Here is a 22,393-nt window from a genome sequence, read left to right as displayed (position 1 = left end):
AACTTTATAAATGGCTTACGGATGTTGTCACCTCAGTCTTGTTCCCGTTAGAGCAAGTGCAAACGATAAATCAGAAATGGTGACGCAATTGCTGTTTGGCGATGTATTTGAAATTTTAGAACAAACCAAAAAATGGATTAAAATCAAAAACGCCTTTGATGATTATGAAGGATGGATAGATTCTAATCAGTATTTATCCATTAATTTACAACAATTCAACAACATCAAATCTCAACATTTGAACTGCTCTACAGATCTTGTGGAGTATGTTCAAAGTCCAAAAAACCAGTTGATACCAATAGTTATAGGTTCATCTTTAGAAGGTCTTTCTACATTAGATTATAAATTTGATGTTAACTTGAGCAAGGGTAAAATCCAACGTGACAAAATTGTGCCTACTGCTCTACTCTATCTCAACGCACCTTACCTATGGGGTGGCAAAAGTCCTTTTGGAATAGATTGTAGCGGTTTCACACAAATGGTCTATAAAATTTGTGGAATATCTCTTAAACGCAATGCTTCGCAACAAGCTGAACAAGGAGAAAATTTGAGCTTTATAGAAGAAGCCCATCCGGGCGATTTAGCATTTTTTGATAATGAAGATGGCGATATTATTCACGTCGGTATGATAATGGATAACAATTACATCATTCACGCCCACGGACAAGTTCGCATAGACCGATTAGATCATACCGGAATTTTTAATGTTGAAACCAAAACTTATTCACATCAACTTCGTGTGATTAAGCATATAGATTAAGATTCTTAAAATTACTCTTTAAAAGGTTGCTTCATTTGTTCCCAAAACCCTTTTGGATAATTCTCATCATTTTCAAAACCAATATCAATGTTTTTGCCCTCTATTGGTATGTATGCGGTTCCAAAAATATAGTCCCAAACACTTAAAGACAAACCAAAATTGACTCCTTTTTGATGCTGTTTTGGTAAAGTTTTAGCGTGATGCCAGATATGCATTTTTGGGTTGTTTAAAATATATTTGAAAACACCGTAACTCCAACCCACGTTAGCATGGTTGAGATGACCTACGAAAACTCCAATCATATGCACCAAAAAGAATTCTTGAATACCAAAACCAATCATTGCTAATGGAATATATTGAACGGATTTGTAAACGACAGTTTCCATAAAATGAAAACGAAACTGTCTTGCAAATCCCATCTCCTTGACACTGTGATGCACTTTATGAAATTTCCATAACCAATTTCTTTTATGCAACTGCACATGAACATTCCACTGGATAAAATCAGCAATAACAAACATGACAAAAAGCTGAAACCAAACAGGATAAGTTGCAATATTGACAGCAACCAAATTTTTTATACCTATAGCGACCAATCCATCGTTAAACAAATTGACAAACACATTAGACACTGCATTATAACCTATCAAAGAAAACAAAAAGAAATTAAAAAAAATATAAAACAAATCTAACCAAAAACCTTGTCTAAAAAATTTCTGTTGTTTTCGCCAAGGAAAAATGACTTCTAAAATCATCACTAATAGCGATAATCCTATCAGCCAATAAAAATATCCAGTAAGTTTTGGGTGGGTGATTTCCTCAACAAGATAATTGAAATAACCAACAAAAGAATTTAAAAATATGTCCCAATATTTATCCATAATACAAAAATACTATAATCTGTCTTGAAGGCTTGTAACAAGAGTTACATTCTTATCAGTTATTCACTTCTGTTTTATCTTCAACTTATATGAGCAAAGTCATTTTTAAACACCTTTTTATGAATTAAATTTGTATAACAAACCCAGTAAAAATGCAAGATTTAATAAAAAAATACAACGTTGCAGAGCGCTATACACCAGTTATCCTACGGTGCCTTATTGGGACGACGAGTCATTTTCGCACAACCGATGGTTGGCTACGATCAAAAAATCAGCTTGTCCTAACGACTCTATAAGTCTTTATATTCACTTACCATTTTGTGAAAGTTTATGCACGTTTTGTGCTTGTAACAAAAGAATTACCAAAAGACATAATGTAGAAAAACCCTACATCAAAGCCCTTTTAAAAGAATTAGATCTATACACAATTGTTTATGGGTTCAAACTTACCATTAAGGAAATCCATCTTGGTGGTGGCACGCCAACATTTTTTTCGCCAGAAAATTTAGCTAAGCTTTTACAAGGCATTTTTGAACGCACTTTTATCGCTGATGATGCTGAATTCAGTTTTGAAGGTCATCCTAACAACACCACTTTTGAACACTTAAAAGTTTTGCATGATTACCATTTTAGCCGTGTCAGCTATGGAATTCAAGACTACAATGAAAGTGTTCAAAAAGCCATAAATCGTATTCAGAGCTTTGAAAATGTAAAATATGTTACCGAAACCGCTAGAGCAATTGGCTATAAATCAGTAGGTCACGATTTGATTTATGGTTTACCTTTTCAAACTGTGGAGCATATTCTAAACACTATCCAAAGCACTATTGAACTCAAACCAGACCGCATTGCATTTTACAGTTATGCTCATACGCCTTGGATAAAAGGCAATGGTCAACGCGGTTTTAAATATTCTGACTTACCCAATGCCGAAACCAAAAGATTGCAATATGAATTAGGCAAAAAAATATTAGAAGACAACGGCTACCAAGAAATTGGTATGGATCATTTTGCATTGGCTGATGATGAATTATATCAAGCAAAGCAAAACAAAACCCTTCACCGAAATTTTATGGGCTACACTACACAACAAACAAAACACCTCATAGGACTTGGCGTCTCTTCAATTAGCGATGCGTGGTTTGGCTTTGCTCAAAACGAAAAAACTTTAGAAGAATATTACAATAGGTTGAGACAAAATAAAATTCCTGTTTTTCGCGGACACATTTTAACATCAGAAGATCTTGAAATTCGTCAACATATTTTAAATTTAATGACTAAATTTGAAACGGATTTAACAAATACTAAATTACATATCAAAACACTTCAACTCATATACCAAAATCTTCAAACTTTTGTTGATGATGATTTAATTGAAATCAAAAATAAACACATAAAAGTCTATGATACTTCTAAAGCATTCATCAGAAACATCTGTATGGCTTTTGATGTAAGAATGCTAAGAAAAAAGCCAAACACACAATTATTTTCAATGACAATTTAATCTATAAATCCTAATACAATGAAAAAAATTTTAATACCTGTCGATTTTTCAAAACCATCAGAAAATGCACTAAGAGTTGCAGCTGAATTGGCTAGAAAGAATGATGCTGAACTATATGTTCTACACGTCGTAGAAATGGCCGAAACCCTATTTGGCACAGAACAGTTTAATATCAACGACGAACAAATCGTTTTCTTTATGAAAATGGTCAAAAAACGCTTTACCAAGTTTTTAGACAAGCCTTATCTTGAAGGTTTAAAAGTCATAGATACAGTAGAATTAGGTTCACCAACTATGGGTATCAAAGAACTTCAAGAAGAAAAAGAGATTGACTTTGTCGTTATGGGTTCAAATGGTGCTAGCGGTATTGATGAAATTCTCATTGGCTCTAACACTGAAAAGGTAGTAAGACACTCAAAAGTTCCTGTTCTTGTAGTTAAGCAAGAGCTTGAAAAACTAGAAATCAACAACATCGTGTTTGCATCAAACTTTGATGAAGAAAATCTAAATGCTTTTAAAAAAGCAAAATCTTTTGCTGATAGTTTTGATGCCAATCTGCATTTATTGTATGTCAACTTGCCAGGCAATCAATTTTATAGCTCTGAAGAAATCACTCATCAGATTAAAAGCTTCTTAGACAAAGCTAATATGTCTGATTTTGAAAATATTAAAATCTACAATGACTATACGATAGAACTTGGTGTAATCAACGGTGCAAAAGCTCTAAAAGCAGACATAATTGCTATGCCAACTCACGGTAGAAAAGGCTTATCACACTTCTTTAATGGTAGTATTGGCGAAGATGTTGTTAATCACTCTACGTTACCAGTAATTACATTTAAAATTTAAAAAAAGAATATATCCACATTATATAGACTCCTCTAATCAATTAGGGGAGTTTTTTATGGCAAATCTTTATAATATATACCTTTTAAGACCTTAGGTTTCAAATTTTTTGACTGTTTGTGAAATATACTTTTAGTAGAATCAAATTGCCTAAATCGAATTCCATTTAGTTCAGAAAAAGTATGCATAAAATCTCTTAAAATATAAGGGTTTTCTGGTATGTATTGAGCTTTAAATTCGTTTTTAAAACTTTTGTTCATCCATATAAAAAAAGGAATTTCAAGCATAGATTTTGTAGGGTTTTCTTCGGCATGTCCAGAAAAATCAATGCTTTCATAAACTTCATCGCCGTGGTCAGAAAAATAAAGCACATATACGGGATGTTCTATTTTTGCTACTTCATCAATGACCTGTTTTAAAAAATAATCGTGATATAAAACTGAATTATCATAAGCATTAGATCGACGATGAGCTTGTTGATGATCAAAATTTGAAGGACTTTTGCCAACAAATTTTTTAAACTCTTCAGGATATCTATCACTGTAAAGCAAGTGAGTTCCTAAAGGATGCAATACTATGAATTTTTTGGATGCTTTGTCTTTTAAAGCCTTTTTAAATTCTGGTAATAAAACTTCATCATAAGGCGTAATAGCTCCATCTTTAGCTGTGTTTTTTGTCAGATATTTATCACTACTACGTGCAATAAGAGTTACCAAACTTTCATACTGACCAATGGGTCTTTGGTTTGAAATCCAAAAGGTTTTAAATCCAGCTTGATTCATCAATTGAATGATAGAAAAATCTTTATCAGTTGATAAACTGTTGAGTGTTAAGGCATCTTTTAAAGCACCAATTGTATGAGCATGAGAGCTTATGACATTATTATAAAGCCACAAATCAGATTTCAAACTATCTAAAAAAGGAGTTGTCTTTCGGTTATAACCGTAAACACTCATTCGTCGTCTTGTGGTTGATTCGCCAATGATCAAAACATAAGTTGCCGTATCATTTTTATTACGAAATTCAAAACCATCAACATCTGCCAATGGCTCATCAATATTATACTGAAGCATTTTTTGTTGCTCCTCAATATATTCGTAAACTGATGAAACACTTAAATATAAAAAATTGTATTGCTGAAATCCTCTATATATCATCAAAGCAAGAGGAATCAATACGCCAGCAGTGTAAATTACATATTGGTATTTGAATGTTTTAGGAAAAGTAAATACAGGTCTTTTAATTAAATAGAAAATCAACACAACTAAATAAGTAACTATGGCAATAACAATAAATGGATTGAGATAAAATTCAACAAATTCTCTAGCTTCGGCAAGGTTAGTTTCTAATAAAATAAAAATTGAAGACGCACTAATATTGGCCTTAAATAAATAGTAATAAATACTTTCAAACAGATTATTAAATACGAATAAGATGTAGCCTAAAATTTGAAAAAACTTCCGCCATTGGTTTTTAAACAACAGACTAAAAGAAACAATTATGATAAGTGTAGCAACGTTTTCAACAAAATTTCTTGGTAAAATACGATTCCAACCAAAACCATACGCCTGAAATAGTAAAGACAAAAATAAAGGCAAAAGCCAATATACAATTGCTGTTCTATTGCTCTGAAGTAAGTTTTTTATAATCTTGAACAGCGGTAACGCCATAATTCCAAATTTGAGAGATTTGCGAAGGTTTAATCACTTTACGTTTTAGCAACAGCCAAATATAACGCATCAACCAAAGATAAATAAGGTTTTTGTGTTGTAAATATTTTTGGGCAGTCAAAGCCTGAGTGTATGCCTTAGAACCTTCATCTGGTTCAGTTGTTTTGCCGTAATGCTTCACAATGGGCTTATCAATATAAACAACTTTAAGGTGTTTTCTTATAATATCATCCCGAAAAACGGATTCTTCCGCACAAACAAAACGAGCCCATAGACCAAATAAATTATTGAAAGCAATATCATTATTCCTAACAAGTTTTAGGTTGAAACTTATTTCTATAGATGAAAGAGATTGCTGATGTAATAATCTATTTTGATAACCTGATTGTGATTTATAAATTTTACAAGGCTGATTGTTTTCTCTTAGAAATTGAAAAGAAATCAAAGTTGCATCGGGATAATCTTGATAGGCTTGTATTACCGTGTCAATAGCGTTAGGCAAATATTCAATATCATCGTCGGCTATAAAACATATTTTGGCTTTGGCGTGTTTTATAGCGAGATTTCTACTTTTACTCAGTCCTTTTTCAAATACATTGACTACTCTTATATTTTTTCTATTAGTTTTTAAAATCTTGTCTTTTGTAGTTTGATTAATTATCAAAATATTCAAATCTGACAAGTTATGATATTTAAACATCTTTTCTAAAAAATCAAAATCACTTCGATTCATCGTAGAAATCAAAAATTCTATATCAGAAGTTTGAATCATAATTGTGGTTTAAATAGTGGTTTTCTAAACAAAAATAGGATTAACACAAAATACAAAATATAGGTCAAAGCATGACCAATAACCACGCCTTGCAAATCGTAAATATCAACAAAATAGATAGCCGAAAAATACAAGCCTAAGGCTAACAACAAATCGGTAACAATATAATGCCATAACATTTTTTTGGCGTGAAATTGATAGATCATAACTAAACTGAGAATTCTAAAAAAATCAGCTACAATTTGCCAACCTAACAATGAAGTGACTGGCAAAAATTCATCTGAAAATACCAATAAAACAATGTATTTTTTTAAAAGAAAAACAACGAATAATCCAATAGCAAATAAAGGAATAATTTGCTTGTAAAATTCTAAAACAGTTGATTGAAAAGCCTTATCAGTTTTGGCTTCAACCAATTTTGGTAGAACATAAAGATTCAACAAAGACTGCATAAAAACCAAATAAAATGTAGAAAGTCTAAAATTGGCTTCCCAGTATCCTGCGGCATCAATACTGAGATGTGTAGATAAATATTGCCGAATTCCTATAAATACCAATGGAAAACTTATAGCAGAAATCAAAGTCATAAAAGCGTATTAGCCAAAATTTTTAAGTTGTGAAAATGAAAAAACTTTTAAACTAAAGCAGGTTAAGTTCAGATGTTTTGAAGCTATAAATAAACTTATAAAAAAACTGAAAGAAGGAACTGCCACCACAGCCATCAAAGCACCAGACAATCCAAAACTTAAAACACCAAAAGCAAATAAAATAAGATTCAAAAAATGTGATAGAATATGTATGCGAATCACTTTTTTGAATCTGCTTAAGCCTTTTAAAATGCCAAGCATAAAAACATTTAATGCATAAAGTGGCAAAAGTAAAGCCGTCCATTTAAAAACAAATGCATAAGACACATCATTGAAAACTAATCCTGACAAAGATTTGGAAAAGATGAAAACAACAGAAAACACAACGAGGCTTAAACCCACAAAAACCCAAAATAAAGTGGATATAAAAGTCTGATAAGCCTTATGATTGGTATGAAATTCACCTGTATATTTCACAACTGCATTATCTAAACCACCGCTTGAAAAATTGTGAAAAACACTTAAAATATTACGTAAATTACCAATCAAAGCAACGCCTTGAGCACCTAACAAAACCGCTGATAATTTAGCAACAACAAGGTCGCTAATCAACTTAATACTTATGCTTAAACTATTAAAACTTGTAACTTGCAAAAGTGGTGAATTAGATACAAGTTTTTTTAAAGTTTTAAACATGAAAGAATATTTATCATTTGAGAGCTACAACGGTTTTAGTTGTTGATATACATCCGTTGGTAGTTAGGCTGGTGCATTTCAGATTCGCCAAGAGTTTTAAATTCTAAATTTACAGATTTAACAATTTCATCTGGCTGACTTGGTTTTTGAACACCAGCACCAATTTCTTGTAGTGCTCTTGCCAAAAATGGTTCTGAAAGATCTCCTAAAACACCGAGATTAAAAAAATCTTCCTCTAAAATAATATCAGGTTCAAAGCCTTCAGTAAATCCCGTAAAACCTTCGGCGTTTTCAATCTCAAGAATCAAAGGTCGCAGGGCATAAAAATGATTAGGATTTGCCCCTTGCCTTCTAAAGTCTGGCGAGTCGTATAAAGTTGTTGAACCTTGAAATTTACCCGTAGTTGTGGTTCCGATTTGAATGACATCAATGTAAGGATTCAAAGCATTAATAACCAACTCACTTGCTGAAGCTGTTGAGCCTGTGGTCAAAACAAAAACACGATCTAAATTGAGATTATTTATATCTTCGCCGTTTGCTGTTTGGTCATCAAAAAAAAGTGTCTCATCATCAAAATTTTCATTAAATCTTTCTACAGCAAAAACTTGACCATCAAATTGACCTCGTAATCATAGAAGCTAAATCTTTGGCGGTTTCAATACTGCCACCACCGTTGTATCTTAAATCTAAAACTAAATCTGAAACCCCATTTGCCACAAAATCTCCAAAGGCTTGGTTGAGTTCTGATTCAAAATTTGACCTAAAGCTGTTATACATCAAATAGCCAATTTTTTGACCACTAATATCAAGTGTTGTAGCAATATGAATAGGGTTTTCAGTTAAATTGGATTTGTTTAATAAAATAGTTTCACCAGTTAAAACGAGCTGTTCATTTTGCAATTCAGCCAAACCAATACTGTATTGTTCTGGTGATAGAAGTTCCCTGAAATTAGTTTCACTAAGAGCTGTTCCATCAATTTCAGTAAAAATCATTCCGCGTTCAACACCTTGTGTATCGGCTGAAGAATTTGGAACAACATATCTGACATAACCAAAAACCTGATTGGTATCTTGAATTAAAACTAAACCAAATTGCATACCATTACTTAAACTTTGTCCTTGAAGAGCTTCTTCTAAAACCCTAAAATCAGATACAATAACGCTAAAACGATCGTCTTCTCTAAGCAAGTTATCAAACAAGTTTTCAGGAGAATCAAAACTACTCAAAAACTCGTTAAAATCAGCATCAGATGAGCTTCTCTCGCTTAAATTGGGAACATCACTTCTATAAACATAAAATAAATTCATAGCTTCCCAAACAAAATTTTGAATCTCCAAATCACTTGCTGGTGAAATCACGTCATCAAAATCATCTTGACAAGATACACTGACAAAAAGTAAAATTGATAGAACCCAAATTCGGTTTAAATTTTTCATACTTAGTTTGCTTTGATTAAAACGCTCTACAAAGTAAACAAATTGTTTAAACTTTTAAAGTTAAATTAAAAAATCAAAAGTATTAAAAGTAATTTCAACCTGAATTTGGCTTCAAGATAATATTTTATAACATCCACTATAAATCATAAGTTGAATATGTTAATATTTTATAAATGACAGACTAAATATTTAGTTTCTCATATATTTGGTTAAAATATAAAATTATAATTTATGAAATCATCATTAAAAATCCTTATGATGTTTGTGTTAGTTGGCTTCATTGGCTTTGCACAAGCACCAGAAAACAACAAGAAACTCAAAATAGACGAAAGTGTAAGAACGGGCGTGCTTAAAAATGGTATGACCTATTACATTAAAAAAAATCAAAAACCAGAAGACGAAGTTACTTTACGACTTGTTGTCAAGGCTGGTTCGGTTTTAGAAAACGAAGAGCAACTCGGTTTAGCTCATTTTATGGAGCATATGAATTTTAATGGAACCAAACGATTTCCAGAAAACGAGCTTGTAGATTATCTGCAAAGTATTGGTGTAAAATTTGGAAATGACTTAAATGCATACACCAGTTTTGACGAAACGGTTTATTTTTTACCCATTCCTTTAGATGATCCTAAAAACTTACCAAAAGCTATGGACATTATGGAAGATTGGGCTTTTAATGCTGTTTTAGAACCCAATGAAATTGACAAAGAACGCGGCGTTGTTCTTGAAGAATTAAGACTTGGCTTAGGTGCTCAAGAACGAATGCGTAAACAATATTTTGACAAACTGCTATACAAATCAAGATATGCTAAACGTTTACCTATTGGCAAGAAAGAAATATTAGAAAATTTTGAATATCAAGAACTGATCGATTTTTATAACGATTGGTATAGACCTGATATGATGGCTTTTATAGCTGTAGGCGATATTGATGTTGATAAAATGGAAAAAGACATCAAAAAAAGATTTTCAAAATATAAAAACCCTAACAAGGAAAAAGAACGCAAAGAATATGATGTGCCAAGCCACGACGAAACTTTTGTTGCCGTAGCTACCGACAAAGAAGCTACTTCACCACAAGTATCTTTATATTACAAAAACCCAAAAGAGCGTCAACCAGTTACCACCTATGCTTTAGCAAAAGAACAAATTAAAAGTCAATTGTTTTCTACTATGCTCAACAATAGGCTCGATGAGATTGCCAATTCACCAAACCCGCCATTTACTTTTGGATTCACTTATTATGGTGGATTAGTCAATGATAAAAAAATGGCATTTACTTCATTTGCCATTCCTACCAACAATGATCAACTTAAAGCTCTTGAAGTTTTATTAGAAGAAAATGCTCGTGTTAAGAAACACGGTTTTACAACTGGAGAATTTAAACGAGCCAAACAAGAAATTTTAAAAAGACTTGAAAACCAGTATAAAGAACGAGAAAAAACCGAGTCTAATCGCTTTGTCGGTCAACTGCAACAGCAATTTTTGAGCGGTGATATTTATACAGGAATAGAATGGGATTTTCAATTTACACAAGAAACGCTTCCTAAAATAAGTCTCGATGACATAAACAAGATGATTGATGATTACATCAGAAAAGATAGTAGAGTTGTTGTTTTTACTGGACCTGAATATAAGGATGAAAGCAAAAAACCTACTGAAGAACAAATTTTAAATATCGTAAATAAAGATTTTGACAATATTTCACCTTACCAAGAAAGTGAGATATCTACCAGCTTGGTAAGAAAAACGCTTCAACCTGGAAAAATTTTAGCTACAAAACAAAATGATGCACTTGGCACCACAACTCTTACACTGTCAAACGGTACAAAAGTTACTTACAAAAAAACAGATTATAAAGACGATGAAATACTCTTTGAAGCTGTAAGTTATGGTGGTACAAACCTTTTAGAAACTGAAACTTATCACAAAGTTAGGTGGGCAATGAGAGGACTTTCTGAAGCAGGTTATTCTGGACTTAACAAAAATGACATCTCCAAGTTCATGAGTGATAAAATTGCCAGATTAAATTTTTCAGTCTCAAACACAACCGAAAGATTTAATGGTCAAGCTTCTCCGAAAGATTTAGAATATCTCATGCAAATGCTCCAAGCCTATTTTACAGATTTGAATTATAATAAAGAAGCTTTTGAAGGTTACAAAGCAAAACAAAAAGCATTTATGAGTAATATGTTAGCTTCACCAAACATTTACTTTCTCGATAAATCTTATGGATTTTTAAACGAAGACAATCCAAGATGGACTGGCATATTACCAGATGATGAAGCTTGGGAAAAAACAGATTACGATTTAGCCTATAAAACGTTCAAAGAACGCTTTAGCAATGCTGCTGACTTTCATTTCTATTTTGTAGGTAACATTGATGAAAATCAATTTAAACAATTAGCCGAACAATACATTGCAGCATTACCTTCAAACCCTGACAAAAAAGAAAAAATCACAGATTTAGGTTTTCGTCAAAAACAAGGAGATTTCAAAAAAGTATTTTACAAAGGTAACGACCCTAAAAGTAGTGTAAGAATTCAATTTTATGGCGAAGCAAAATACAATCAAAAAGAAGCCACAGCTTTGGACGCCTTAGGCGAAATTCTTACCATTAAACTCGTTGAAAATTTAAGAGAAGAAGAAAGTGGAGTTTATGGTGTTGGTGCCAATGCAAGTATGAGCAAATTTCCCTATGGTAAATATACCCTATCTATTCAATTTCCTTGTGGTCCTGAAAATGCAGAAAGCTTGACTCAATCTGCTTTAGATGAATTACAAAAAATCATCGACAACGGACCAACTGAGGAAGATTTGAATAAATACAAAAAATCCCAAAAGGTTGATCATGACGAAAACCTTAAGAAAAACAAATATTGGCTCGATCAATTAACATTGGCTTACTATAACCAGAGAAGTGCAGATAGCCTATTAAATAAGATGGAAAGAGTAAATGCAGTAACTGCTAAAGATGTCCAAGATGTAGCAAAAAAATATGCTTCGGGTGATAAATACATCGCTATGTTGATGCCAGAATCTGAAAAATAAAATTCTCTGATGCTACTTTTTTAAGCCTTGATCAATCGATGTTCAAGGCTTTTTTATTTAGTGAGTTTTATGTATTATGACCTGTCATAAGCTTTCTATCATTTCAGTTTTATTTTAACCAAAACCCATTTTTTAAAGCTATATATTTGGCACTTATAGCAAAGTATTAATAACTTTATAAAATTATGAAAACAATATTAAACTACATAAACGGGCAATTTGTCGCTTCACAATCCAATAATTTTTTAGAAAATATAAATCCAGCAACAGTTAAGTTTACAGTCAAATCACTCGTAGCAATGCATCAGATGTTGATATTGCTGTTATGGTCGCAGAAAATTCCTTTTTAAGTTGGTCCAATACAAGCTTAAATAAACGCTCTCAAATACTATCAAATATTGCGGATTTAATAGAAGAAAATCTTGATGATTTTACCCTTGCCGAGTCAATTGATAATGGAAAACCTATACATTTATCAAAAAGCATAGATATACCTCGAGTATCTGCTAACTTCAGATTTTATGCACATGCTGTAACACAATTTTATAGCGAAAGTCACGAAAGCCAAGGTTTAAACGCTCTTAATTACACCCTTAGAAAACCCATGGGTGTTGTGGGTCGCATTTCGCCATGGAATTTACCGTTATATCTATTAACATGGAAAATCGCACCTGCATTAGCCGCTGGAAATTGCGTGATAGCCAAACCCAGTGAAATTACGCCGATGACAGCATTTTTACTTTGTGAAATCTGTGAAAAAGCAGGTTTGCCCAAAGGGGTTTTAAATTTAGTGCATGGTTTGGGTTCAGAAACAGGTCAAGCCATTGTAGAACACCCTAAAGTAAAAGCTATATCATTTACTGGTGGCACTAAGACAAGTGAGCATATTGCAAGAACAGCGACTCCTATGTTCAAAAAATTATCACTAGAATTAGGTGGCAAAAACCCAAATATCATTTTTGAAGATTGTGATTATGAAAAAATGATGACTACCACTTTAAAATCTTCATTTGCCAATCAAGGTCAAATCTGTTTATGTGGCTCTCGAATTTATGTGCAAAAAACTTTATATAACAAATTTAAAAATGACTTTGTAAACCGTGTCAGCAAACTAAAAGTTGGGCATCCAATCGATGATAATTTCGATATGGGAGCTATCGTTTCTAAAGCTCATTTAGAAAAAATTGAATCTTATATCAATTTAGCTAAAACAAATCACAACATGAATATTTTGTGTGGTGGAGAAAAACTTATTTTAAAATCATACCCAAATGGATATTACTTAAAACCTTGCATAATTGAAGTCAAAGACAATAAATGCAAACTCAACCAAGAAGAAATTTTCAGTCCAGTGGTCACTTTAATGCCGTTTGAAACCGAAAACGAAGTTCTAAATATGGTCAATGATAGCTTGTATGGTTTATCGTCCACACTTTGGACACAAAACTTAAATCGTTGTATGCGTATGAGCCAAAGGCTTGAAACTGGTATTGTTTGGGTAAACACTTGGCTTAATCGAGATTTAAGAACACCTTTTGGCGGTACTAAACAATCAGGTGTTGGTCGTGAAGGTGGTTTTGAAGTTTTGCGTTTTTTTACTGAACCTAAAAATGTTTGTATCGACTACAATACAGAATTTTAAAATCAGATACTTGCCAATGATATAGTTACAACTTTAACTTTTTTAACATTAGCAATGACATTTTTATATAAGACACTCATCTATTTATATAACATTTTTTTTCTGTTGCCACTAATGCTCTGAAAACCCTTACATTCATTGAATGTGTTAGTAGCTCAAAATAATGTAATTTTCTTAGCCGAACTCTGATTATTTTATAGAAAATTTGTTCTCACCTAAAACTTAAACTTCAATAAAACACTAAGCTTTTAAGCTAATTGATAAAAAAAAATTAAATTTGCAACTTGCTTTTTTTTTAAAAGTTTATTTTAAAACGATATCATGTCAGATGAGTATCTCAACACACACGAAAATTTATTGACCTTAATCGGTTGCACACCATTAGTAAAACTCAACCGTATAACAGAAAATTTAAAAGGTCAATTTTACGTCAAATACGAAGCTAATAATCCAGGCCATTCAGCAAAAGACAGAATAGCTTTACACATCATCAACAAAGCTGAAAAAAACGGCTTATTAAAACCTGGCGATACCATTATAGAAACCACAAGTGGCAATACCGGATTTAGTATAGCTATGGCGACTACAATAAAAGGCTACAAATGCATCTTAGCCGTCAGCTCAAAATCGTCTCAAGACAAAATTGATTTGCTAAAAACTATGGGAGCAGAAGTGCATGTTTGCCCTTCAGACGTAGCACCAGAAGACCCACGCTCCTACTACGAAGTCGCCAAAAGCCTTCACCAAAAAATCAAACCATCAATTTATATCAATCAGTATTTTAATGAATTGAATATTGAAGCCCATTATCTATCAACTGGACCAGAAATATGGAAACAAACCCAAGGTAAAATCACGCACCTTGTAGCGTGTTGCGGAACTGGCGGAACGATTTCTGGAACTGCCAGATACCTGAAAGAACAAAATCCTAATATTAAAATACTTGGAATTGACGCCTACGGCTCAGTGCTGAAAAAATACCACGAAACTGGCAAATTAGACAAAAACGAAATTTATCCTTACAAAATTGAAGGCTTAGGTAAAAATTTGATTCCAACTGCCACTGATTTTAGTGTTATTGATAAATTTACAAAAGTTACCGATAAAGAAAGTGCCTTAATGGCTAGAAAAATTGCCGTAACCGAAGGCATGTTTGTAGGCTACACCAGTGGAGTCGCTATGCAAGGCACTTATCAATTAGATGCCGAAGGAGAATTTGATGAAAACAGCTATGTTGTAGTAATTTTTCCAGACCATGGATCGCGATATATGAGCAAAATATACAGCGATAAATGGATGAAAACTCAAGGATTTTTAGAACCCGAACCAAAAAAAATTAATAAAAAGTTAAATAATTTAACAAAATAAAGAAATAAATGATTAACTTTAGACAGTTAGTTTGAAAACCAAGTGCAAATGAGAGATTTATTTTCAAAAATTTATAGAGATAAAGGACCATTAGGAAAATGGGCTGATCAAGCTGAAGGCTATTTTGTCTTCCCTAAATTAGAAGGTCAAATCAGTAACAGAATGAAATTTCAAGGACGTGAAGTCGTCACTTGGAGTGTTAATGACTATCTCGGCTTAGCCAATCATCCTGAAGTCAGAAAAGCCGATGAAGAAGCTGTCAAAAAATACGGAAGTGCTTATCCAATGGGAGCCAGAATGATGAGTGGTCACACAGAACTTCACGAAAAACTTCAAGACGAATTAGCTAAATTTGTTAAAAAAGAAGCCGCCTATGTTCTCAATTTTGGCTATCAAGGCATTCTTTCCATAATTGATGCCTTAGTCAGCAAAGACGATGTGATTGTTTACGATGTAGATGCCCACGCCTGTATTATCGATGGCGTTCGCTTGCATCTCGGAAAACGCTTTACCTATAAACACAACGATTTAGACAGCATTGAACTCAACTTAGCGAGAGCCGAAAAAATAGCTGAACAGACTGGCGGTGGCGTGCTATTTATATCAGAAGGTGTCTTTGGCATGCGCGGTGAACAAGGCAAACTCAAAGAAATAGTTGAGCTCAAAGACAAATACAAATTCAGATTGCTCGTTGATGATGCCCACGGTTTTGGTACACTTGGCAAAACTGGTGCTGGTGCTGGCGAAGAACAAGGTGTTCAAGATGGCATTGATGTTTACTTTGCAACCTTTGCAAAATCTATGGCAAGCACAGGAGCCTTTGTCGCCGCTGATAAAGAAATTATTGATTACCTAAAATACAATATGCGTTCACAAATGTTTGCTAAATCACTACAAATGTCACTGGTTGAAGGTGCTTTAAAACGCTTAGAAATGCTAAAAAACATGCCCGAACTCAAAGACAAATTGTGGGAAAACGTCAACGCCCTTCAAGGCGGACTCAAAAAACGTGGTTTTGACATCGGAACAACCACCAGTTGCGTAACACCCGTTTACCTTAAAGGAAGCATTCCAGAAGCCATGGCATTAGTCAAAGACTTGAGAGAAAATCATGGTATCTTCTGCTCTATTGTGGTTTATCCCGTTATTCCAAAAGGCTTGATTCTATTAAGAATGATACCTACAGCAACCCATACTATGCAAGACATCGAAGAAACTTTAGAAGCCTTTTCTGCTATTAGAGAAAAACTTGAAAAAGGAGTTTATAAGCGTATTGCTCAAGAAGTGATGAAAAATTAAAACTAAATAAAAGCAAAATTTAAGGGGCTTTTAACGGGCTATCCGCTATATTTTTTTGAGATTTATTAAGCATCCGTAAGTATTTTGGCGGTGCTACTTTAAGGTAGCACCACCAAAACACAACTCCGCTATAATAAATCTCAAAAAAGATGTCGCTCCTATCCCTAAGCCAAAAGCAACGCCAATTCATAAATTGTAACAACATCTATAAACCGATATAATCAAGGTTTACCAATAACCCACTATCACATAAACATCTGTTTTTAAGACTTTTAGCTTTTTTTTTAATTTTCACAACATGTATTAAAACTTTTGATATAGCACCAAACCAACAATACCTTAAACAACTATTAGAATTAAAAAAAACAAACATATTTTCTATACTTACCCCAATTAACTTTCAATTTGATATCTTTGCTGATATTTGAATTTTGCAACAATGGAAAACCTGAGTATAAAAGATTTTTACAAAGAGATATTTGGTGAAAACAATTCACAAATTGACACTTTGCTCAAAAATAATAGCAGTAATGAGCTGGGGCATTTTAATGTTTTTGACACAAAAAAGTTTTTTTTTAGCGGAAACAAAAAATCTGAAATGACCTATAACCGAAAATTATACTATAAAATCAGTTTGATTAAAGGTAATAACCTTGTGGAATATGCAGGTAAATCAGTGCGTATTGAAAAGCAAGGAATACTATTTGCAACACCAAAAATACCTTACAAATACATACCACAAAGCAAAGAACAATCGGGTTTCTTTTGTGTTTTTACCAAAGAATTTTTATCCAAATCTAAAACAGGTTTATTAATTGACGAACTGCCAATATATCAACCCAATAGCAATTTTGTATATCAATTGAATGATGAGCAATACAACGAGCTCAAGCTGATATTCAAGAAAATGGACACCGAACTCTCATCTGACTACGCTTTTAAATATGATTTGTTACGCAATTATGTTTTAGAACTCATCCATACAGGACAAAAATTGAAACCCGTTGAAAGATTAACAAGTACCAACAATGCTTCCCAAAGAATCTCATCTTTGTTTATCGAGTTGCTCGAAAGGCAGTTTCCTATTGAAAATGAAAGCCAAGCTATTCAACTAAAAGCCCCTATTGATTATGCAAAAACCTTAGGAATACACATCAACCATTTAAACAAAGTGCTAAAAGAAACAACAGGCAAAAGCACTTCAGAAATTATCAACGGCAGAATAGTTGAAGAAGCTAAAATATTGTTGAAACAAACCCAATGGAGTGTAACAGAAATAGCCTATGCCCTGGGTTTTGAAGAAGTGGCTCATTTTTCTAACTTTTTCAAAAAACATACAAGCCTTCCACCTTTAAAATTCAGAAATTGATTGTTTTTTGCAATTATTAGATTGCTTTTTACAAATGGTTTTGAATTAAAAAATTGATATTTGGTAAACTTAAAAAAACTACATTACTATGAAAAAATCAACAACTTTAGGAAACAGTACACTAAACGTAAACCGCTTAGGACTCGGTTGTATGGGAATGTCTGAGTTTTATGGTTCTTTTGATGAATCAGAATCGATTAAAACGTTGCACAAAGCCATTGATTTGGGCGTCAATTTTTTTGACACCGCCGATATGTATGGTTGGGGAGCCAATGAAAAATTAATCCGAAGAGCATTTGAAGGCAAATGGGATCAATTTGTTCTGGCAACAAAATTTGGTGTAGTGAGAGGTGAAAATGGCGAATGGCTTGGCATCAATGGAAAACCAGATTATGTCAAAAAGGCTTGCGAACGAAGCCTTTCAAATTTGGGTATAGATACCATTGATCTATATTATATGCACCGACAGGCAGAAGATGTGGAAATTGAAGAAACTGTTGGAGCAATGGCCGATTTAGTCAAAGACGGAAAAGTAAAATACATCGGTCTGTCTGAAGTTGATGCTGAAACCATTCGCAGAGCTCATAAAGTGCATCCGATAACCGCTATACAAACAGAATATTCTCTTTGGAGTCGTGAACCTGAGCAAGAAGTTTTTGATGTATGCAAAGAGTTGGGAATTACTTTTGTGGCATACAGTCCTTTGGGTAGAGGTTTTTTAACAGGAGCTTTTAAAAGCAGTGATGATTTTGAGTCAGACGATTTTAGAAGAAATCATCCACGATATACAGACGAAGCTATCAAAGAAAATTACAAATTTGTTGAAGTGATAGACAAGATGGCAAAAGACAAAGGTGCAACCAAAGCACAAATTGCATTGGCTTGGATTTTAGCTCAAAATGATGAAATTACTGCTATTCCTGGTACGAGAAAGATTCACAGATTAGAAGAAAATCTGGGAGCTTATGATGTTGAGCTATCAAAAGCTGATTTGGACTTTATTGAAAAATCTATACCCGAGGAAACCGTAGGTAGTCGGTATTAAAAATCTGGTTTTTATATTCAAAAAAGAGCTACTAAATGGTAGCTCTTTTTTTGTTAATTTTTCAATATAAAGCCTTATTAATAAGCAACTTAACTCTAACTTTTCAAATTAACGTGAGTTCGATTTATTGAAAGCTGTAAATCAGATGATTACATCTTTTTGTAAGCAAATTTTGTCATTTCGACGAAAAATGAGGAGAAATCTCATCCTACTGAGATGTCCCGTCGCTCATGCTATGCTCTGACGACAAGACAAATGATTAAATATCTGTATTTTATATGAATATATTTTATTGGAATTTATATCGAATCCACGTTAAATTAAAATAGACTTATATTTTATTTGTTTTCGTTTATACTCTTGTAATACTCTTCTTTTAACTCTTCTATTTTGTCTTTCAATTCTTTTTCCAATTTCCTTGGAAGCGTTTTTAACTTTTTTAATTGGAATGACAATACAATGGCATAAATCCCTGTAAAAATGAAAGATAGAGCTGTTATTACCACCAAAGAGATACCTGTAAAAACTGGATTGGCTATGAGTATAAAAGAAAAAACAACTCCTATAATGCTCAAAATAGCAAGATTGCCCCATTTCAACACGCCATAATTTTTAAGTTCAAATGCAAACCCCAATCCTTGAAAAGAACGAAACATCAGGCTAAAGCCCACAAAAAAAGGTAAAGTGGTAGTCGCTACTGAAGGTTTTGAAATGAGCAGAATACCAATAAGTAACGCAAAGATACCACCAGCAAGATACCAACCCCAGCCTTCTAATTCTTTTCTGTTTTGCACAGAAAACCAAATTTCTAAGATACCAGAAAACAAAAACAATAGACTAAAAAGCAAAACCAACGAAAAGTAGGTTGCACCAGGTACTGAAAAAAGATAGCCTCCCAATACGATGAACAAAACACCTATGATTGCTGGTACATACCAGTAATTTATAGTGTTACGGATTGTTTTTAAAAATGAAACCATAGCATTAAATTTTAAATTGTTACTAATTATTATGATTATAAATAAGCAATGCTGTTTTTGAATTTTGTAACAAACGATTGCTGTAATTCAATTTAAACATTCTTTGAAAATACGACAAATTACGATGCATAATGCAGAGAATATCGGTTTTATTATCCTGTATATAGTTTTCTAAGCCTTTCTCAACATCGGTATTAACCACAATATCAACGTTGAGAGTATTGTTCCCAATATCCTCAAGCCACATCTTTTTTTTATGTTCTGAAATCGATGCCTCGCTATCGGTTTCTACTACGTGAACGCAATTTAATCTGAAATTATATTTCTGTGCGTTCTCTAACAACTGTTGAACAATTGAATGTTCATTTGATTTCAGCATAACCGCAATGGTAACAGTATTTATGGCAACAAATTTTGCTTTTTCAGGTATGGCTAATAACGGAATATTAATATGACTGATGAGTTTGGCTGTATTAGAACCAAACAATTTCTTATCAATGGTATTAGCACCTGAAGTTCCCATTACCACTACATTTATTATGTTTTCGTAAATATAATCAGAAACTGTATCAAGTAATACACCTTTCTGAAAATGAAATTCTACAGGAACGTTTAATTTATTATTGTCCTGTGCTATTTTTTCAAGTTTTCTTGCTTCGTTTTTAAATTTTTCCCATTCATCATCTTCTAGTGTTTCGTTATAATCTTGAGCAAACGGATGCACATTTACTAATTCATCTGGGTCTGCAACTTCTATAATCGGTACAATGTGAGCTATGTGTAACTCTGCATTTATTTTTTCAGCAAGCGACAACGCATAGATAAAAGCATTCTCTGCCACTTCAGAAAAATCAGTTAAAAATAATATTTTTTCCATTTCTAATTTTATAAATGATGCTTTTTTTCTAAACTCAAAAATTTTGTAATCCCTAATCCTATCACAAATGTGTCATAGGCATCATGTTTTACTTCATAAGTTGCAGAAAGTCCAAGCTCCCAATCGTGTGGAATTTCCACCATATATTCTGCTCCAACAAGAAACATAGAAAAGTCTTTTTCCTTGCTAAACTCTTTGCCAACTCCTGCCAATAATCCCAAAGAATGTAAGGGTTTATACGTTGCTACTGCGTTTATTGATATCGGATATTCTCTCTCGATAAAATTGTTTTCCTCTTCTCCGTTTTTTTCCTCGATAATAAAACTTTCAAAAATCATATCAGAATGCACACCTAAAGCCAATTTATCAAAAACCCAGTAATTTGCATTGAGTCCAAGAGCAGCAGACCGAAGTGATTTCATTTTCTTCAACATCTTCAACGTTGTGTTTTATAAAAGCATGTCCCATAACAGCCGAAAAGCCTAATTTTCCTTTTAAAGAAGCAGATTCTTCTTTGTTTTCTTGAGCTTTAATTTGATTTAAACTTAGCACAAAAATCAGTAAAAAGCTTAATAAATGTTTGATAGTCAACCTTTTTTTAAAAACATAGTTCTTGTAATTTTAGTATATATAATTTTAATATTTGTTAAGTAAACCTATAACCTTGCAATTTATTTCTTCTCATTACTTTTCTTAAAAACACTATTCTTCGTTTATTGAATTGTCCAAAATTGTGAGTTAATACAATAATCAAAATAGGAACGATGAGCCAGCATAAATATCCCAACACAGTTTTGAATGAAGCCAGCATAGCATTGATTTGGGTTGCTTGATATATACGCATTCCGTTTTTAAAATATCCTGCGTCAAGGTACATCGAAATATTATTCAAACTTTGCCATTGCCCCTGATAAGTTGCCCAACTAATAATTGCTCCACCAATAGCGGTTGCAAGAAACGTTCTTACCATCAACATAATGCCTATAATGCCAAGAAAATCGTCTCTTTGTAAACCTAATGACGCATAATACCATATACCAATAAAAAGAATTCCCATGCCTAAACCTTTTAAAAATATAGGAAAATAAAGATATTCTATGTTCATTTGTGGTTGAATCATCAGATATAACATCAAAATATGAAGAAAAAACACAACAAAACCCAAAGTAATATAGTATTTAAGATTCCACTTATTTGTAAACCCTAGAAAAGCTAAAATTCCTGCTATAACAATTCCGAGAATCATCCATAGGTTCAGCTTTGCATTGATAAGGTTGTTGTATCCTAAAACTCTAAGTGTATATTGTGTAAAGATGCCTGTACTTGCCAAATAGACTCCCAAAAACAACAGTAAAATCAGGGCATACCATATATTTCTCTTTTGTACAATTAATTGAAATTTTATGATTTTGCGTTTGAGGAATTTTTGTCTGTATATCAATACTATCAACAATAGCATTCCTAACAAAAATGAACTTGTAATGAATGGAGAACTGAACCAGCCTTGTTGACGCATAAAGGTAAGTCCTGCATTAAAGCACATAGCACAAAGAGCAAATAAAACTATAGACAACCAATCGATTTGATACAAGGGTTTTTTAAAACTAAA

At 32.9% G+C, this 22,393-nt stretch carries 22 protein-coding genes; 10 read left to right on the top strand and 12 right to left on the bottom strand.

Translation table 11 applies throughout. The features are described from left to right. Window positions 1–10: 10 nt before the first annotated feature. Window positions 11–760 carry a C40 family peptidase gene (locus IGB25_RS01055; protein WP_211065797.1) on the top strand — a complete coding sequence of 250 codons (750 nt, stop codon included), beginning with the start codon at window positions 11–13 and terminating at the stop codon, window positions 758–760. Window positions 761–771: 11 nt separating this feature from the next. Here the strand turns inward: IGB25_RS01055 and IGB25_RS01050 are convergent, their stop codons facing one another. Then, the gene (locus IGB25_RS01050) at window positions 772–1,641 is read right to left on the bottom strand and encodes a sterol desaturase family protein (RefSeq protein WP_211065796.1); all 870 of its coding nucleotides are present in this window, start codon (window positions 1,639–1,641) and stop codon (window positions 772–774) included. Window positions 1,642–1,771: 130 nt separating this feature from the next. Between IGB25_RS01050 and hemN the strand changes: the two genes are divergently transcribed. Then, entirely contained in the window at window positions 1,772–3,145 is a 1,374-nt protein-coding gene (gene hemN / locus IGB25_RS01045) for an oxygen-independent coproporphyrinogen III oxidase (protein WP_371815921.1), read from the top strand. Between the two features lie 18 nt (window positions 3,146–3,163). After that, window positions 3,164–3,994: a universal stress protein gene (locus IGB25_RS01040; RefSeq protein ID WP_211065795.1), complete on the top strand. Its 831-nt coding sequence runs from the start codon at window positions 3,164–3,166 to the stop codon at window positions 3,992–3,994. Between the two features lie 53 nt (window positions 3,995–4,047). Here IGB25_RS01040 and IGB25_RS01035 read toward each other — a convergent pair whose 3' ends face one another. The 6 genes from IGB25_RS01035 to IGB25_RS15115 all read right to left on the bottom strand — a co-directional run bounded on the left by IGB25_RS01035 (window position 4,048) and on the right by IGB25_RS15115 (window position 9,153). Beyond that, the gene (locus tag IGB25_RS01035) at window positions 4,048–5,661 is read right to left on the bottom strand and encodes a sulfatase-like hydrolase/transferase (RefSeq protein ID WP_211065794.1); all 1,614 of its coding nucleotides are present in this window, start codon (window positions 5,659–5,661) and stop codon (window positions 4,048–4,050) included. Continuing rightward, on the bottom strand, window positions 5,612–6,433 hold the full coding sequence (locus tag IGB25_RS01030; RefSeq protein WP_211065793.1) for a glycosyltransferase family A protein: 822 nt from the start codon (window positions 6,431–6,433) through the stop codon (window positions 5,612–5,614). Before IGB25_RS01030 ends, IGB25_RS01035 begins: the two co-directional genes overlap by 50 nt. Continuing rightward, complete coding sequence (locus IGB25_RS14605; protein ID WP_247653562.1) at window positions 6,430–7,020, bottom strand: hypothetical protein; 591 nt, start codon at window positions 7,018–7,020, stop codon at window positions 6,430–6,432. The genes IGB25_RS01030 and IGB25_RS14605 overlap by 4 nt, the downstream gene beginning before the upstream one ends. Window positions 7,021–7,029: 9 nt before the next feature. Then, complete coding sequence (locus IGB25_RS14600) at window positions 7,030–7,716, bottom strand: polysaccharide biosynthesis C-terminal domain-containing protein (RefSeq protein ID WP_247653561.1); 687 nt, start codon at window positions 7,714–7,716, stop codon at window positions 7,030–7,032. 35 nt (window positions 7,717–7,751) lie between these two features. After that, window positions 7,752–8,207 (bottom strand): hypothetical protein, encoded by a 456-nt coding sequence (locus IGB25_RS15120; RefSeq protein WP_256437239.1) that lies wholly within the window; start codon window positions 8,205–8,207, stop codon window positions 7,752–7,754. Between the two features lie 121 nt (window positions 8,208–8,328). Continuing rightward, window positions 8,329–9,153 carry a S41 family peptidase gene (locus IGB25_RS15115; protein ID WP_256437238.1) on the bottom strand — a complete coding sequence of 275 codons (825 nt, stop codon included), beginning with the start codon at window positions 9,151–9,153 and terminating at the stop codon, window positions 8,329–8,331. Between the two features lie 231 nt (window positions 9,154–9,384). Between IGB25_RS15115 and IGB25_RS01015 the strand changes: the two genes are divergently transcribed. From IGB25_RS01015 to IGB25_RS00990, 7 genes are all read left to right on the top strand, one after another. Next, complete coding sequence (locus tag IGB25_RS01015; protein WP_211065792.1) at window positions 9,385–12,204, top strand: pitrilysin family protein; 2,820 nt, start codon at window positions 9,385–9,387, stop codon at window positions 12,202–12,204. Between the two features lie 185 nt (window positions 12,205–12,389). After that, a complete protein-coding gene (locus tag IGB25_RS15315; RefSeq protein WP_371815920.1) occupies window positions 12,390–12,554 on the top strand; it encodes a hypothetical protein in 165 nt (54 codons plus the stop codon). Next, on the top strand, window positions 12,530–13,846 hold the full coding sequence (locus IGB25_RS01010; protein ID WP_371815919.1) for an aldehyde dehydrogenase: 1,317 nt from the start codon (window positions 12,530–12,532) through the stop codon (window positions 13,844–13,846). The genes IGB25_RS15315 and IGB25_RS01010 overlap by 25 nt, the downstream gene beginning before the upstream one ends. A 321-nt stretch (window positions 13,847–14,167) precedes the next feature. Beyond that, a complete protein-coding gene (locus tag IGB25_RS01005) occupies window positions 14,168–15,214 on the top strand; it encodes a PLP-dependent cysteine synthase family protein (protein WP_211065791.1) in 1,047 nt (348 codons plus the stop codon). Window positions 15,215–15,262: 48 nt separating this feature from the next. Further along, the gene (locus tag IGB25_RS01000) at window positions 15,263–16,513 is read left to right on the top strand and encodes an aminotransferase class I/II-fold pyridoxal phosphate-dependent enzyme (RefSeq protein ID WP_211065790.1); all 1,251 of its coding nucleotides are present in this window, start codon (window positions 15,263–15,265) and stop codon (window positions 16,511–16,513) included. A gap of 439 nt (window positions 16,514–16,952) precedes the next feature. Further along, window positions 16,953–17,882: an AraC family transcriptional regulator gene (locus IGB25_RS00995; protein WP_211065789.1), complete on the top strand. Its 930-nt coding sequence runs from the start codon at window positions 16,953–16,955 to the stop codon at window positions 17,880–17,882. An 88-nt stretch (window positions 17,883–17,970) separates the two neighbouring features. Next, window positions 17,971–18,927, top strand: coding sequence for an aldo/keto reductase (locus IGB25_RS00990; RefSeq protein ID WP_211065788.1), 957 nt, complete (start codon window positions 17,971–17,973; stop codon window positions 18,925–18,927). Between the two features lie 338 nt (window positions 18,928–19,265). Here the strand turns inward: IGB25_RS00990 and IGB25_RS00985 are convergent, their stop codons facing one another. The 5 genes from IGB25_RS00985 to IGB25_RS00965 are packed head-to-tail and all read right to left on the bottom strand — an operon-like array spanning window position 19,266 to window position 22,357. Then, window positions 19,266–19,907, bottom strand: coding sequence for an HdeD family acid-resistance protein (locus IGB25_RS00985; RefSeq protein ID WP_211065787.1), 642 nt, complete (start codon window positions 19,905–19,907; stop codon window positions 19,266–19,268). Window positions 19,908–19,929: 22 nt separating this feature from the next. Next, window positions 19,930–20,784: a universal stress protein gene (locus IGB25_RS00980; RefSeq protein ID WP_211065786.1), complete on the bottom strand. Its 855-nt coding sequence runs from the start codon at window positions 20,782–20,784 to the stop codon at window positions 19,930–19,932. An 8-nt stretch (window positions 20,785–20,792) separates the two neighbouring features. After that, window positions 20,793–21,206: a hypothetical protein gene (locus IGB25_RS00975; protein ID WP_211065785.1), complete on the bottom strand. Its 414-nt coding sequence runs from the start codon at window positions 21,204–21,206 to the stop codon at window positions 20,793–20,795. After that, window positions 21,151–21,375 (bottom strand): hypothetical protein, encoded by a 225-nt coding sequence (locus IGB25_RS00970; RefSeq protein ID WP_211065784.1) that lies wholly within the window; start codon window positions 21,373–21,375, stop codon window positions 21,151–21,153. Before IGB25_RS00970 ends, IGB25_RS00975 begins: the two co-directional genes overlap by 56 nt. A 55-nt stretch (window positions 21,376–21,430) precedes the next feature. Beyond that, window positions 21,431–22,357: a hypothetical protein gene (locus tag IGB25_RS00965; RefSeq protein WP_211065783.1), complete on the bottom strand. Its 927-nt coding sequence runs from the start codon at window positions 22,355–22,357 to the stop codon at window positions 21,431–21,433. Window positions 22,358–22,393 lie beyond the last annotated feature (36 nt).

This window comes from Flavobacterium sp. CS20, assembly GCF_018080005.1.
GTDB lineage: Bacteria > Bacteroidota > Bacteroidia > Flavobacteriales > Flavobacteriaceae > Psychroflexus.
The sequence above is the reverse complement of the archived record's forward strand: the minus strand, read 5'-3'. Positions and strand labels throughout refer to the sequence as shown.

Bases quoted from the DNA above. Each gene is read 5' to 3' on its own strand.
- IGB25_RS01055 (WP_211065797.1), top strand. From the start codon at position 11: ATGGCTTACGGATGTTGTCACCTCAGTCTTGTTCCCGTTAGAGCAAGT.
- IGB25_RS01050 (WP_211065796.1), bottom strand. From the start codon at position 1,641: ATGGATAAATATTGGGACATATTTTTAAATTCTTTTGTTGGTTATTTC.
- IGB25_RS01040 (WP_211065795.1), top strand. From the start codon at position 3,164: ATGAAAAAAATTTTAATACCTGTCGATTTTTCAAAACCATCAGAAAAT.
- IGB25_RS01035 (WP_211065794.1), bottom strand. From the start codon at position 5,661: ATGGCGTTACCGCTGTTCAAGATTATAAAAAACTTACTTCAGAGCAAT.
- IGB25_RS01030 (WP_211065793.1), bottom strand. From the start codon at position 6,433: ATGATTCAAACTTCTGATATAGAATTTTTGATTTCTACGATGAATCGA.
- IGB25_RS14605 (WP_247653562.1), bottom strand. From the start codon at position 7,020: ATGACTTTGATTTCTGCTATAAGTTTTCCATTGGTATTTATAGGAATT.
- IGB25_RS14600 (WP_247653561.1), bottom strand. From the start codon at position 7,716: ATGTTTAAAACTTTAAAAAAACTTGTATCTAATTCACCACTTTTGCAA.
- IGB25_RS15115 (WP_256437238.1), bottom strand. From the start codon at position 9,153: ATGAAAAATTTAAACCGAATTTGGGTTCTATCAATTTTACTTTTTGTC.
- IGB25_RS01015 (WP_211065792.1), top strand. From the start codon at position 9,385: ATGAAATCATCATTAAAAATCCTTATGATGTTTGTGTTAGTTGGCTTC.
- IGB25_RS15315 (WP_371815920.1), top strand. From the start codon at position 12,390: ATGAAAACAATATTAAACTACATAAACGGGCAATTTGTCGCTTCACAA.
- IGB25_RS01010 (WP_371815919.1), top strand. From the start codon at position 12,530: ATGGTCGCAGAAAATTCCTTTTTAAGTTGGTCCAATACAAGCTTAAAT.
- IGB25_RS01005 (WP_211065791.1), top strand. From the start codon at position 14,168: ATGTCAGATGAGTATCTCAACACACACGAAAATTTATTGACCTTAATC.
- IGB25_RS01000 (WP_211065790.1), top strand. From the start codon at position 15,263: ATGAGAGATTTATTTTCAAAAATTTATAGAGATAAAGGACCATTAGGA.
- IGB25_RS00995 (WP_211065789.1), top strand. From the start codon at position 16,953: ATGGAAAACCTGAGTATAAAAGATTTTTACAAAGAGATATTTGGTGAA.
- IGB25_RS00990 (WP_211065788.1), top strand. From the start codon at position 17,971: ATGAAAAAATCAACAACTTTAGGAAACAGTACACTAAACGTAAACCGC.
- IGB25_RS00985 (WP_211065787.1), bottom strand. From the start codon at position 19,907: ATGGTTTCATTTTTAAAAACAATCCGTAACACTATAAATTACTGGTAT.
- IGB25_RS00980 (WP_211065786.1), bottom strand. From the start codon at position 20,784: ATGGAAAAAATATTATTTTTAACTGATTTTTCTGAAGTGGCAGAGAAT.
- IGB25_RS00975 (WP_211065785.1), bottom strand. From the start codon at position 21,206: ATGAAATCACTTCGGTCTGCTGCTCTTGGACTCAATGCAAATTACTGG.